A 13,022-nucleotide genomic window follows, 5' to 3' on the forward strand; every position below is an offset into this window, starting at 1 on the left:
TTGTGTCACGCGGCGTCGGCCTCGACGGGCGCGGGCGCGGTCATCCGCAGGCAGGCGTCGGTCAGCAGGACGTCGGCGGAGGCGGGGTTCGAGGCGAGGGGTACGTCATGGACGACCGCGAGCCGGTGCAGGGCCCGGACGTCGCTCTCGTGGGGCTGCGTCCCCAGCGGATCGGTGAAGAACACCAGCAGGGCGATGCGCTCCTCGACGATCATCGCGCCGATCTGCTGGTCACCGCCCAGCGGCCCGCTCGCCACCAGGTCGGCCCGCAGGCCGAGTCGGCGCCCGAGCAGCTCGCCGGTGGTCCGGGTGGCGACGAGGCGGCAGCCGCGCAGCGCCTCCTGGTGCCGGGCCGCCCAGTCGAGCAGCTCCGTCTTCTTCGCGTCGTGTGCCACAAGGGCCACCGCTCTCATAACCTCTGCCCCCGTATTCCATAAGCCACGGTTTGAATAAGTTACGGATTCAACAACGCGCGATTCAGCACGCGTTACCGCCGCGCCGAAGGCCTCTCGACCCGTCGGCGACGCCGCGTCCACAGCATGCACGAACCCGACCACCACTTTCAGTGCCGGTACCGCAAGTAATGGAACTCCCCCACGACAGGCACCTGTTATGATCTACGGATGGCTCGGGGGGGCCTGTCGGCTCCTCGACCAATGAACGGGGAGCACGTCATTCTCAGTGAAAGCAAGAATTACCTCTGTACGGCCTCGGAAGAGGTCGCGGAAGAGGTCGCGGAAGAGGTCGCGGAAGAGGTCGCGGAAGAGGTCGCGGAAAAGGTCGACGCAGGCGAATCCATCGGGCGCCTGCTGCGCGCCTGGCGGGCCCGGGTCAGGCGCCGCGACGCCGGACTCCTCGCGGTCCGCAATGCCACGACGGGACTCTCGCAGGCCGAGGTGGCGCGCCTCGTCGGGGTGAGCGAGGGCTGGTACCGCTCCCTTGAGCGCGGCACCCGGCGGGACTTCTCCGACTCCTTCCTCCTGCGCGTCATCGAAACGCTGCAGCTCAGCGAGGCGGAAGAGCTGACCCTGTTCCTCGGCGCGGTGGGCCGCCGCCCCCCGGACGACCCCGCGAGACGCCTCGCCGACCTCGACCCCGAGGTCCTCGACCTCCTGGAGCACCAGGCCCCGAACCCCGCCTATATCTCCGACGGCGCGTGGAACATCGTGGCGGCGAACTCCGCGATGGCCCAGTGGTTTCCCTGGTCCGTGGCCCCCCGCGCGAATATCATGCGCTGGGCCCTGCTCGCCCCCGAGGCCCGCACCCAACTGGTCGACTGGGAAATGAAATTCGCCCGGATCTATCTGGCGATGCTGCGGCTCGCCAACAATCGCGACCCGGGAAATTCGCCGGTACGGTCACTGACGCGTGACATTCTCGGCGCGGACGCCGACTGCCGCCGCATATGGACCGAGGACCACAGCGTCGTGGAACACCGGTCAGGACACCGCTTCGCGCTTCGACTGCCCTTTCACGGCGATACGGAAATCGGCGTGATGAGTCATGTCTTCCGGCCCATGGAGTGCCCGGAGTCCCGTTTCGTCATCATCACCCCGGACAAGGCCGGAGGCCCTACGCGCTGACGAGCGGCGCGTCCTCCCGCCACTTCAGGACCTTGTCGAAGCTGATCACCGCGCCGCCGCGCCCCGGCTTGTTGCCGAAGTCCACATGGTCGGCCAGCTCGCGGATCAGACACAGGCCCCGGCCGCTCTCGGCGGTCTCGGGGGGCGTGACGGCCTTGCGGGCGCGGGACGGGCGGCGGGTGCGGCGACGGCCCCGGCGGCGTGCGGACATCCGGATGCGGCTCGGCGGGAAACCGGGGCCGGAGTCGGCGACCTCGATGCGGCAGGTCTCGCCGTCCAGATACGCCGTGACCCGGTACGCGCCGCCCGGCGCCCCCGGTGTCGCGGCCCCGCCGTGCTCCACCGCGTTGGCGCAGGCCTCCGTGAGTGCCAGCGACAGTTCGTACGAGACGTCGGGGTGCACCCCCGCGCTCTCCATCGTGCCCATCAGCAGGCGCCGGGCGAGCGGAACGCTCGCAGCTTCGCGCCGCAAATGGAGTGACCACCAGATGCTCATGCTCCAGCCTCCTGGCTGCGGCTCGACATACCGATACGTATTGCCGCGAGTAACCGCGAATAAGCGCCCACTTGACGTGATGCCGCCCATACGGCGGACGCGCCGGGCACCCCGTCCGGTGTAGCCGGGCACCCCCGGGAACGCGCCGCCGCCCGCCGACCTGCCGTAGGAGACGGCCAAGCCTGGTGCGATGATGGCCCGGCCATGACTGCCCCCCACCCGCGTCAGACACGCGCCGGAGCCGATGTCCGGCTCCTGCGGGCCGCGACCTTCGCCGCGGTCTGCGTCGTGCTGTCCGCCGGGGGCCATGTGCTCGCGTCCTGTGCCGCCGTCCCCCTGTGGACGCTGATCGTCGCCTTCGTCGTGGTCCTCGCCGTCGCCGTGCCCCTCGCCGGGCGCGCGCGGTCGCTGCCGGGCATCGCGGGGGCACTCGCCGTCGGCCAGCTCGCGCTGCACGCGCTGTTCGGCCTCGGCCAGCAGCACAGCATGGCGATGACCACGGCCGGGACGGGCGGCGGCTCCGACGCCGCGTCGCTCGTGGAGCGCGCGGCCCGCATCGCGTGCGGCGCGAGCGGGGCGACCCTCACACCCGTCCAGGCCCGGCAGATCCTGCGGACCGCGGGCCTCGAACCGTCCGGCGGCGCCCACGGCGCGCACGCCCACGCCGAGGCAGCCGCACACGCCACGGGCACGGTGCACTCGACGACGTCCATGCCGTCGATGGGCTCGATGGGCTCGTCGTCGATGGCCGCGCTGCTGCCGTCCCTGCCGATGCTGCTCGCCCACGTCCTCGCGGCCCTCGCCGCGGGCTGGCTGCTGCGCCGCGGCGACCTCGCGCTCGCCCGCCTCGTGCGGCTCTCCGCCCAGGGGGCGTACGGAGTCGCCGAGGCGGCGCTCGTACGCTCCCTCCGTGCCGCCCTCGCGCTGGTACGAGTCATGCGCGCCGGGCTCGTCGGCGCGCCCCGGACGGGCCCCGCGCACGCCCCGGGCACCCCGCCGCCGCCACGCCTCGTGGCCGCCGCCCTCAGGGACACGGTGATCCGGCGCGGCCCGCCCGCGACCGCCGCCCTCACGCTCGCCGCCTGACGCGGACCGCTCCTCCCGGCATCCATCGGATCGGAGGGGTGCCGCGTCGCGCACCCGCACGCACCCGCGCACGGCCGCACGGCCCGGCGCACCGCGTCCCCTTCCGAACACCACAGTGCGTACGGCCGTATTCACCGTTCACCACGGGCACGACCGCCGTGACCACCTGCCGAAACTGGAGCATTCCGCCATGAAGTCCCTGACCCGCGTCTCCGTCGTCGCCGGCACCGCCGCCTCCGCCGTCCTGCTGCTCTCCGCCGTCCCCGCCTTCGCGCACGTCAGCGTCAGCCCCGAGGGCGTCGCCGCCAAGGGCGGCTACGCGACCGTCAACTTCAAGGTCCCCAACGAGCGCGACGACGCCTCCACCACCAAGCTCGAGATCACCTTCCCCGCCGACCAGCCGCTCGCGTCCGTGATGACGCAGCCCATCCCGGGCTGGAAGGCGAAGGTCACCAAGACCAAGCTGAAGAAGCCGATCGAGATCCACGGCGAGAAGATCGACGAGGCCGTCTCCAAGGTCACCTGGACCGCCGACGGCAAGGGCGTCGAGCCCGGCACCTTCCAGAAGTTCCCGCTGTCCCTCGGCCAGCTCCCCGAGGACGCCGACCAGATGGTGTTCAAGGCGCTGCAGACGTACAGCAACAAGGAAGTCGTCCGCTGGATCGAGCCGCAGCAGAAGGGCCAGGAGGAGCCGGAGTTCCCGGCGCCCGCCCTCGCGCTGAGCGCCGCCTCCGAGGACCACCACGGCGGCGCCGCCGACGACGACAAGTCCGCCAAGGCCGACGCGAAGTCCGACGGCAAGGAAGAGAGCGCCTCCGACAGCGACAGCAGCGACACCACCGCCCGCACCCTCGGCATCGTCGGCATCGTCGTCGGCGCCGCGGGCGTGGCCTTCGGTGTGCTCGCCGGACGCCGCCGCAGCAGCTGAGCCACCCGCGGGACGCGCCGCGGGCCCGGCCCCGGCGCGTCCCGGCCCCCTCACATCTGGGACATTTTCGTATGCGCAAGTTGACCAAGCAGACCACGAAGACGCTCTCCGCCGCCGCCGTCCTGACCGCGGCCGCCCTCACCCTGAGCGCGTGCGGTTCGGGCGACGGCGACAACAAGAAGCAGTCCGTCGCCGACGTGTCGATGGAGCCCGGGGCGGACAAGGCCGCGACGGTCCTCGACACGCCGTTCAAGAAGCCGGACCTGGTCCTGAAGGACACCCACGGCAAGAAGTACGACCTGCGCGAGCAGACCAAGGGCAAGCCGGTGCTCCTCTACTACGGCTACACCAACTGCCCCGACGTCTGCCCGCTGACGATGAGCAACATCGCCGTCGCCAAGAAGACGCTGCTGCAGAAGAAGACCGTCACCAAGGCCGAGCTCGACAAGCTCCAGGTCGTCTTCGTCACCACCGACCCCGGGCGGGACACCGAGAAGGAACTCGGCAAGTGGCTCAAGGCCCAGGACCCCGAGTTCATCGGCCTGACCGGTGACTTCCCGACCATCCAGGCCAGCGGCCGCACCGTCGGCATCAACGTCGAGCCGACCAAGAAGCTCAAGAACGGCAAGTTCGAGTCGATGCACGGCACTCAGGTCATCGCCTTCTCGCCGAAGTCCGACGCCGGCTATGTCGTCTACAACGGCAAGGACGCCACGCCCAAGGACTACGAGCAGGACCTCCCCAAGATCCTCAAGGGACAGAACCCGTGAACCACCGCACCACCCGTCACCGCCGTCTCCTCACCGGCGGAGCCCTCGCCCTGACCGCGGGCCTCGTCCTCGCGGGCTGCGGTGACTCCGACAAGTCCGAGAAGGCCGACAAGTCCGGCAAGGAAGCAGTCGGCAGCGCGTCCGCGAAGAAGCCCGACCTCTCGGTCGGCGGCGCCTACATCCCCGTACCGGCGATGGACGACATGGCCGGCGGCTTCTTCACCGTCACCAACAAGGGCGCGGCGGACAAGCTCGTCGGCGCCTCCAGCCCGATCGCGGGCAGCGTCACCCTGCACGCCACCGTCGGCTCCACGATGAAGGAGCGGAAGTCGTTCACCGTGCCCGCCGACGGCACCCTCGACTTCTCGCGCGGCGGCAACCACATCATGCTCGAGGAGCTCAAGCACAAGCCGAAGCAGGGCGAGAAGGTGGCGGTCACCCTTCGCTTCGAGAAGTCGAAGCCGATCACCGTCCAGGTGCCGGTGAAGTCCGCCACGTACAGCCCGGACAGCTCCTCCGAAAGCACCAAGCAGCACGACCCGAGCAACGCGAAGACCCACTCCACCACCGACAAGCACTCGTCGACCGACAAGCACTCGTCGCACTGAGGGGACTGAAGAGTTGATGCGGACCACCGCTCCCCGCCCGGGGCCGGCCGCCCTGACCGGCTACGGACGACTGCTGCTCGTCGCCGTCGCCCTGATCGGCGCCGTCCTCGGCTCCGTACTCGCCGCCGCGGCGCCCGCCGGAGCGCACGCCGCGCTCACCGGGAGCGACCCCAAGCAGGGAGCGGTGGTCGACAAGGCACCCGAGCAGGTGTCTCTGACCTTCTCCGAGAAGGTCGCCATGTCCGACGGCTCGGTCCGGGTCCTCGACCCCGCGGGCAAGCGCGTCGACACCGGCAAGACCAGCGACCTCGGCTCGAACGCGTACGGCGTGAAGCTGAAGCCGGGCCTGCCCGACGGCACCTTCACCGTCGCCTACCAGGTCGTCTCCGCCGACAGCCACCCCATCGCCGGGGCCTTCACCTTCTCCATCGGCGCGCCCTCCGCCACCAAGGTCTCGCTGCCCGACCAGGACGTCGGCGGCGGACTCGTCGGCACCCTCTACGACATCGCGCGCTACGTCGCCTACGCCGGGTTCACCGTCGTCGTCGGCGGCGCCGCCTTCGTCCTCGGCTGCTGGCAGCGCGGCGCGGGCGTCCGGCCGCTCCAGCGCCTCGTCGTCGGCGGCTGGCTCGCCCTCACCGGCGCCACCCTGGTGACCCTGCTGCTGCGCGCGCCCTACACCGGCTCCGGCAAGCTCGGCGACGCCTTCGACCTGGCGAAGCTCGGCGACGTGCTCCAGACCAAGACCGGCGCCGCCCTCGTCTCCCGGCTGCTGCTCCTCGCGGCCGCCGCGCTGTTCATCGCCGTCCTCTTCGGGGCGTACGAGCGGCGCGAGGACGCCAAGGAGAAGCGGGACCTCGCCTTCGGCCTGGCCATCGGCGGGGGCGTCGTCGCCATCGGCATCGCGGCCACCTGGGCGCTCGCCGAGCACGCCTCGACCGGCATCCAGGCCGGGATCGCGATGCCCGTCGACGTGCTGCACCTGCTGGCCGTGGCCGCCTGGCTCGGCGGGCTCGCGGCGCTGCTGCTGTGCCTGTACCGCGCGCCCGACATCGAGGCGGCCGCGGTGCGGCGGTTCTCCGGCGTCGCCTTCGTCAGCGTCGTGACGCTCGCGGCGACCGGCCTCTACCAGTCGTGGCGGCAGGTCGGCTCGTGGACCGCGCTCGTCGAGACCGGGTACGGGCAGTTGCTGCTCGTCAAGATCGGCCTCGTCGCCGTCCTCGTGGGCGTCGCCGCGGTGTCGCGGCGGTGGACCGGGCGGATCGCGGGGGAGGCCGGGGGGATGGCGCCCGAGGCCGCGGCCGCGGCGGTCGTCGAACAGCGCACCTCGACCAAGAAGAAGAAGCCCGTCGCCGTGGCGCACAGCTCCAAGACGGGCGTCTCGGCGGACCTCACCGCCACCGACGGCAAGAGCGGCGGCGACAAGGCCGACGCGGGCAAGAGCAACAACGGCGGCAAGGCGTCCGGCGCCAAGACCCCCGGCCAGGACAAGCGTGCCGCCCAGCTCGCCCGGCAGCAGGCCGCCATGGACACCGCCCGCCAGAAGCGCATCCGCGACGCCGACCCGCACCGCTCGGGCCTGCGCCGCTCGGTGTTCGCCGAGGCGGGCGTCGCCGTCGTCGTGCTCGCCGTCACCACGCTCCTGACCAGCACCGAACCGGGCCGCACCGAGGAGGAGGCCAAGAACGCCTCCGCCGCCTCGGCGCAGCAGCCCGCGGGCCCGGTCAAGGTCGACTTCCCGTTCGACACCGGCGGCAAGGACGGCAAGGGCGCCGTCCGCATGGAGCTGACCCCGGGCCGCACCGGCAGCAACGACCTGCACGTCTACGCGACCCGACCCAACGGCAGCGCCTTCGACCTGCCCGAGGTCAAGGTGTCCTTCACCCTCAAGGCGAAGGACGTCGGCCCGCTGCCCGTCGCCCCCGACCGCATCGCGACCGGACACTGGAGCGCGAGCGGCGTGCAAGTCCCGATGGCCGGCAAGTGGCAGGTCAAACTGACCGTGCGCACCTCCGACATCGACCAAGTGACCCTCGACAAGAACGTGCAGATCGGCTGACCCACCATGGCGGACCACACCATTTCGCGACGGCGCCTGCTCGGCACAGCGGGCGCCACCGGCCTCGCGCTCGGCGCGGCGGGCGGCGCCGCCGGGTACGCCGCGGCGTCCTCGGGCTCGTCCGACTCCGCAGCCGAGTCACGGGCGGCCCTGACGTCGCTCGGCACGGACGAGGTGATGTTTCACGGGAAACACCAGCCGGGGATCACCACGCCCGTGCAGTCCCGCGGCCATCTGATCGCCTTCGATCTCGCGCCGGGCGCCGGGCGCAAGGAGGCCGCGGCCCTGCTGCGCCGCTGGTCGGCCACCGCCGCGCGGCTGATGGCGGGCGAGCCGGTGGACGGCCGGGGCCCGGACACCGACATCGCCCGGGACGCGGGCCCGTCCGCGCTCACCGTCACCTTCGGCTTCGGACACGGCTTCTTCCGCCGCACCGGCCTGGAGAAGCAGCGCCCGGCCGCCCTGGACCCGCTGCCCGACTTCTCCTCCGACCGCCTCGACAAGTCCCGCAGCGGCGGCGACCTGTGGGTGCAGATCGGCGCGAACGACCCGCTCGTCGCCTTCCACGCGCTGCGTGCCCTGCAACAGCAGGCCGGTGAGGCGGCGAAGGTGCGCTGGCAGATGAACGGCTTCAACCGCTCGCCCGGCGCCACCGCCCGCCCGATGACGGCCCGCAACCTGATGGGCCAGGTCGACGGCACGAACAACCCGAAGCCGTCCGACGACGACTTCAACAAGCGGATCTTCGTGCCCGAGAAGCCGGACGGCACGGACCCCGCCTGGATGGCCGGGGGCTCCTACGCCGTCGTACGCCGCATCCGCATGCTCCTCGACGACTGGGAGAAGCTGGCCACCAGGGCCCAGGAGGAGGTCATCGGGCGCCGCAAGGCCGACGGGGCGCCGCTGACCGGCGGCACGGAGACCACCGAGATGAAGCTGGAGAAGACCGGCGCCGACGGCAAGCTCGTGGTCCCGCTCAACGCCCACGCCCGCATCACCCGGCCCGACCAGAACGGCGGCGCCGCGATGCTGCGGCGCCCCTTCTCGTACCACGACGGCTTCGACGCCAAGGGCGAACCGGACGCCGGGCTGCTCTTCATCTGCTGGCAGGCGGACCCGCTGAAGGGCTTCGTGCCGGTGCAGCGCAAGCTCGACCGGGGGGACGCGCTTTCGGAGTTCATCCGGCACGAGGCGAGCGGTCTGTTCGCGGTGCCGGGGGGCGCGGAGGCCGGGGAGTACGTGGGACAGCGACTGCTGGAGGGGTGACTCAGGTCACATGCCGTGCCGTCGTCGTTCGCTCGGGCTGGATGAGACGCGTCTCACGGCGCGCCATTAGGGTGACGGTATGTCGGCGACGCGCTACACCTACCTCGGCCCCGAAGGCACCTTCACCGAAGCGGCCCTGCGCACGCTGCCGGAAGCGGCCACGCGGGAACTGGTTCCGATGCTGTCCGTGCCGGCCACGCTGGACGCGGTGCGCTCCGGCGAGGCCGCGGCGGCACTCGTGCCGATCGAGAACTCGGTGGAGGGCGGCGTCACGACGACCGTCGACGAACTCGCCACCGGCGAGCCGCTGATGATCTACCGCGAGGTCGTGCTGCCCATCGCCTTCGCGCTCCTGGTCCGGCCCGGCACCGAGCTCAAGGACATCAAGACGGTCACCGGCCACCCCGTGGCCCAGCCGCAGGTGCGCAACTGGCTCGCGACCCATCTGCCCGACGCGCTGTGGGAGTCGGCGGCGTCCAACGCCGACGGCGCCCGGCAGGTCCAGGAGGGGCGGTACGACGCGGCCTTCGCGGGTGAGTTCGCCGCGGCGACGTACGGCCTGGAGCCGCTGGTCACCGAGATCCACGACGCGGCCAACGCCGCGACCCGCTTCGTCCTGGTCGGCCGGCCCGGCCGGCCCGCGGCGCCCACCGGCGCGGACAAGACGTCGCTCGTCATCTGGCTCGGCGACGACCACCCCGGTGCCCTGCTCGAACTGCTCCAGGAGTTCGCGGTGCGCGGGGTCAACCTGATGCGGATCGAGTCCCGGCCGACAGGACAGGGCATCGGCAACTACTGCTTCAGCGTGGACGCCGAGGGTCACATCACCGACCGCCGGGTGGGCGAGGCGCTGATGGGCCTGAAGCGGATCTGCCCGAAGGTGCGCTTCCTCGGGTCGTATCCGCGCGCGGGGGTGGCGGTGGAGGATGTGCGGCCGCTGCGGGCCGGCACGTCCGACGAGGAATTCCTGGCGGCTTCGGACTGGCTGACGCAATGCCAGGACGGCCGTTTCTGAGCGTTCGCCGTTTCTGAGCGATCACTGAACCTTCGAGCGAGCCTTCGCCCGGGCGTTCGCCGCGCCTTCGCCTGACGTTTCCCCGTGCTTCGCCATGGGCTCCCCGCGGCCGTCGTCATGGCTGAAAACGCAGTACTACCTGCTGATTTACGTTGTCCACAGAAGTTATCCACAGGTGCCCTTCTCGATCTGGGGACAAGTCGACAACGAAGTACGACATCGTCGACATAGCGATCCTCAGCCCCCAGTTGCGTCCACAGCCCCGCACATCACCCCTCGTCCATCCTTTTCCATTGATCAACTCTTTGGAGTTAACCATTTCCACTCGAAAGTTGGTCCAGAGGGGGTTTGGGGCAGGAATACATCGACGCGGAGGCGGCATTCGGAGCGCCACGTTCCGGTGTCCACAGATCTTTCGCACAGCCTGTGGATAACTTTCCGGATGCCTCCATTCCTGTGGACAACCGGCTCCCCAAGTCCCGTTTCCCACAAGGGGATCGAGTCAAGGCGGCGGCAGACATCTGCCCCGTTTCGGGGATTCGTGTCCGGTTTATTGACCCCGGGAACCCGCGGCGATCTCCGGCCACCGGCACGACACCCGCACGTCACTCACGGGAATTCCCATTCCGGCAAAACGGTCATATCGCCCATGAAGTGAATATCAAGTCGTGGGCCGGAACCGTGCGACGGTAGCCTTGAGGGGTGATTGACCTTCGCCTGCTCCGTGAGGACCCCGACCGTGTTCGCGCTTCTCAGCGCGCCCGTGGAGAGGACGTCGGCCTCGTCGACGCCCTGCTCTCCGCCGACGAGCGGCGCCGGTCGTCCGGGCTGAGCTTCGACGAGCTCCGCTCCGAGCAGAAGGCCCTCGGCAAGCTCATCCCCAAGGCCTCCGGCGACGAGAAGGCCGAGCTCCTGAAGAAGGCCGGCGAGCTGGCCGCCGCGGTGAAGGCCGCGAACGCCGCGCAGGACGAGGCCGACGAGGAGACCAAGCGCCTCCTCCTCCAGCTCGGCAACCTCGTGCACGAGGACGTGCCGGTGGGCGGCGAGGAGGACTTCGTCGTCCTGGAGACGCACGGCACGATCCGCGACTTCGCCGCCGAGGGCTTCGAGCCCAAGGACCACCTGGAGCTCGGCGAGGCGCTCGGCGCCATCGACGTCGAGCGGGGCGCGAAGGTCTCCGGATCGCGCTTCTACTACCTGACGGGCGTCGGCGCGCTCCTTGAGCTCGCGCTGGTCAACGCGGCCATCGCGCAGGCCACGGAGGCCGGGTTCACGCCGATGCTGACCCCCGCCCTGGTCCGCCCTCGCGCCATGGAGGGCACCGGCTTCCTCGGCCAGGCCGCCGAGAACGTGTACCACCTGGAGAAGGACGACTACTACCTGGTCGGCACCTCCGAGGTCCCGCTCGCGGCGTACCACATGGACGAGATCATCGACGCCGACAAGCTCCCCCTGCGGTACGCCGGGTTCTCGCCCTGCTTCCGCCGCGAGGCCGGGACGTACGGCAAGGACACCCGCGGCATCTTCCGGGTGCACCAGTTCGACAAGGTCGAGATGTTCTCGTACGTCGCGCCTGAGGACGCCGCGGCCGAGCACCAGCGGCTCCTGGACTGGGAGAAGCAGTGGCTGACCGGTCTTGAGCTGCCCTTCCAGGTGATCGATGTCGCCTCCGCCGACCTGGGCGCATCGGCCTCGCGCAAGTTCGACTGCGAGGCGTGGATCCCCACCCAGGGCAAGTACCGCGAGCTGACGTCCGCGTCGAACTGCGACAGCTTCCAGGCCCGCCGCCTGTCCGTGCGCATGCGCGAGGAGCGCGACGGCAAGAAGGCGGTCCAGCCGCTCTCGACGCTGAACGGCACGCTGTGCGCGGTGCCCCGCACGATCGTGGCGATCCTGGAGAACCACCAGCTGTCCGACGGTTCCGTGCGCGTCCCCGAGGTCCTGCGCCCGTATCTGGGGGGCCGGGAGATCCTGGAGCCCCTCGCCAAGTGAGCACCGCGCGCACGGGCGGCCCCGGCCCGTCCTTCCCGTACCCGCTCGTCGCGACCGACCTCGACGGGACGCTCCTGTCCCCCGACGACACGGTCTCGGCGCGCACCCGGGACGCCCTCACCGCGGCCACCGCGGCGGGCGCGGCCCACATCATCGTCACCGGCCGCTCCGTCGCCTGGACCCGGCACGTCCTGGACGACCTCGGCTACGAGGGCATCGCCGTGTGCGGCCAGGGCGCGCAGGTCTACCACGCGGGTGAGCACCGCCTGCTGACCTCCGTGACCCTGGACCGCCAGCTCGCGGGCCTGGCCCTCGCCAAGATCGAGGCGGAGGTCGGCCCGCTGGCACTCGCCGCGAGCCGCGACGGCCTGGACGGCGAGGTCCTGGTCGGCCCCGGGTACGTGGTCCAGGAGGGCCCGCTCCCCGCCGTCCCGTTCACCGACGTGGCGGAGCTGTGGTCGGCGCCGCTCAACAAGGTGTACGTCCAGCATCCCGGGCTGAGCGACGACGAGCTGGCGGCCGTGGCGCAGCAGGCCGCGGGCGATCTGGTCGGCGTCACGATGGCGGGCGAGGGCATAGTGGAACTCCTGCCGCTCGGCCTGACGAAGGCGACGGGCCTGTCCCTGGCGGCCCGGCGCCTCGGCGTGAAGGCCGCGGACACGATCGCCTTCGGCGACATGCCCAACGACATCCCGATGTTCGCCTGGTCCGCCCACGGCGTAGCCATGGCCAACGCCCACGAGGACCTCAAGGCGGTGGCGGACGAGGTCACGGCGTCCAACCAGGAGGACGGCATCGCGGCGGTCCTGGAGCGGTTGCTGCCGTAGCGGTTTCCCGGCTAGGGCCACGTCCTGCTGTGGGCACAGACCCGTTCGACGGCCACTGTCACGCGGACGTGCAGAAGGCCGGACCCAGGGCACGGGAAGCTTCCCGTGACCCCAGGCCCGGCCAGTGCAACGTTGGGTGGGCGGCCCGCGCAGCGAAATGTGCGCGCTCGAAGCGGCCGCCCCGGGCGATCCCCCGTGGCGCGGGCTCGGACGGAGTGCAGTGACTACTCCGGAGCCTGCCGCGGACCGCCCTGCCGGGAGCACGACGACGGGTGGTTGAACATCGTCGGCTCCTCTCCCAGATGGTGAGCACCGGGGCGGGGCCCCGACGCGGTGACACCCCCTACTCTGCCGACCGGCGCCGCGCCCCGCCACCGATTTTTCTCGCCGCG

Annotated in this window: 12 protein-coding genes; 10 read left to right on the forward strand and 2 right to left on the reverse strand. The window is 71.1% G+C overall.

Going from position 1 to position 13,022, the window contains the following annotated elements:
- Positions 1–5: 5 nt before the first annotated feature.
- Positions 6–413 carry a methylglyoxal synthase gene (locus tag ACZ6AA_RS12735; protein WP_468453761.1) on the reverse strand — a complete coding sequence of 136 codons (408 nt, stop codon included), beginning with the start codon at positions 411–413 and terminating at the stop codon, positions 6–8.
- A 243-nt stretch (positions 414–656) separates the two neighbouring features.
- Here ACZ6AA_RS12735 and ACZ6AA_RS12740 point away from each other — a divergent pair, with 243 nt between their 5' ends.
- Positions 657–1,583: a helix-turn-helix transcriptional regulator gene (locus ACZ6AA_RS12740; protein WP_471457929.1), complete on the forward strand. Its 927-nt coding sequence runs from the start codon at positions 657–659 to the stop codon at positions 1,581–1,583.
- Here ACZ6AA_RS12740 and ACZ6AA_RS12745 read toward each other — a convergent pair.
- A complete protein-coding gene (locus ACZ6AA_RS12745) occupies positions 1,573–2,079 on the reverse strand; it encodes an ATP-binding protein (RefSeq protein WP_468453764.1) in 507 nt (168 codons plus the stop codon). The two genes, ACZ6AA_RS12740 and ACZ6AA_RS12745, sit on opposite strands and share 11 nt — an antisense overlap.
- 204 nt (positions 2,080–2,283) lie before the next feature.
- On the opposite strand from ACZ6AA_RS12745, the gene ACZ6AA_RS12750 reads away from it, so the two are divergent.
- From ACZ6AA_RS12750 to ACZ6AA_RS12790, 9 genes are all read left to right on the forward strand, one after another.
- The gene (locus ACZ6AA_RS12750; protein WP_471457931.1) at positions 2,284–3,165 is read left to right on the forward strand and encodes a hypothetical protein; all 882 of its coding nucleotides are present in this window, start codon (positions 2,284–2,286) and stop codon (positions 3,163–3,165) included.
- A gap of 190 nt (positions 3,166–3,355) precedes the next feature.
- Positions 3,356–4,093 (forward strand): YcnI family copper-binding membrane protein, encoded by a 738-nt coding sequence (locus ACZ6AA_RS12755; RefSeq protein ID WP_471457933.1) that lies wholly within the window; start codon positions 3,356–3,358, stop codon positions 4,091–4,093.
- Between the two features lie 71 nt (positions 4,094–4,164).
- Positions 4,165–4,863 carry an SCO family protein gene (locus ACZ6AA_RS12760; RefSeq protein WP_468453770.1) on the forward strand — a complete coding sequence of 233 codons (699 nt, stop codon included), beginning with the start codon at positions 4,165–4,167 and terminating at the stop codon, positions 4,861–4,863.
- Positions 4,860–5,471 (forward strand): copper chaperone PCu(A)C, encoded by a 612-nt coding sequence (locus ACZ6AA_RS12765; protein ID WP_471457935.1) that lies wholly within the window; start codon positions 4,860–4,862, stop codon positions 5,469–5,471. Before ACZ6AA_RS12760 ends, ACZ6AA_RS12765 begins: the two co-directional genes overlap by 4 nt.
- Positions 5,472–5,487: 16 nt before the next feature.
- A complete protein-coding gene (locus tag ACZ6AA_RS12770; protein WP_468453774.1) occupies positions 5,488–7,530 on the forward strand; it encodes a copper resistance CopC/CopD family protein in 2,043 nt (680 codons plus the stop codon).
- Between the two features lie 6 nt (positions 7,531–7,536).
- On the forward strand, positions 7,537–8,796 hold the full coding sequence (gene efeB, locus ACZ6AA_RS12775) for an iron uptake transporter deferrochelatase/peroxidase subunit (protein WP_468453776.1): 1,260 nt from the start codon (positions 7,537–7,539) through the stop codon (positions 8,794–8,796).
- Positions 8,797–8,875: 79 nt separating this feature from the next.
- Entirely contained in the window at positions 8,876–9,811 is a 936-nt protein-coding gene (gene pheA / locus ACZ6AA_RS12780; protein WP_471457937.1) for a prephenate dehydratase, read from the forward strand.
- Between the two features lie 702 nt (positions 9,812–10,513).
- Entirely contained in the window at positions 10,514–11,803 is a 1,290-nt protein-coding gene (gene serS, locus ACZ6AA_RS12785) for a serine--tRNA ligase (protein WP_468453780.1), read from the forward strand.
- Complete coding sequence (locus tag ACZ6AA_RS12790) at positions 11,800–12,630, forward strand: HAD family hydrolase (protein WP_468453782.1); 831 nt, start codon at positions 11,800–11,802, stop codon at positions 12,628–12,630. Before serS ends, ACZ6AA_RS12790 begins: the two co-directional genes overlap by 4 nt.
- Positions 12,631–13,022: the final 392 nt, after the last annotated feature.

Source organism: Streptomyces sp. NPDC040610, assembly GCF_055594065.1.

Bases quoted from the DNA above. Each gene is read 5' to 3' on its own strand.
- ACZ6AA_RS12735 (WP_468453761.1), bottom strand. From the start codon at position 413: ATGAGAGCGGTGGCCCTTGTGGCACACGACGCGAAGAAGACGGAGCTG.
- ACZ6AA_RS12740 (WP_471457929.1), top strand. From the start codon at position 657: ATGAACGGGGAGCACGTCATTCTCAGTGAAAGCAAGAATTACCTCTGT.
- ACZ6AA_RS12745 (WP_468453764.1), bottom strand. From the start codon at position 2,079: ATGAGCATCTGGTGGTCACTCCATTTGCGGCGCGAAGCTGCGAGCGTT.
- ACZ6AA_RS12750 (WP_471457931.1), top strand. From the start codon at position 2,284: ATGACTGCCCCCCACCCGCGTCAGACACGCGCCGGAGCCGATGTCCGG.
- ACZ6AA_RS12755 (WP_471457933.1), top strand. From the start codon at position 3,356: ATGAAGTCCCTGACCCGCGTCTCCGTCGTCGCCGGCACCGCCGCCTCC.
- ACZ6AA_RS12760 (WP_468453770.1), top strand. From the start codon at position 4,165: ATGCGCAAGTTGACCAAGCAGACCACGAAGACGCTCTCCGCCGCCGCC.
- ACZ6AA_RS12770 (WP_468453774.1), top strand. From the start codon at position 5,488: ATGCGGACCACCGCTCCCCGCCCGGGGCCGGCCGCCCTGACCGGCTAC.
- efeB (WP_468453776.1), top strand. From the start codon at position 7,537: ATGGCGGACCACACCATTTCGCGACGGCGCCTGCTCGGCACAGCGGGC.
- pheA (WP_471457937.1), top strand. From the start codon at position 8,876: ATGTCGGCGACGCGCTACACCTACCTCGGCCCCGAAGGCACCTTCACC.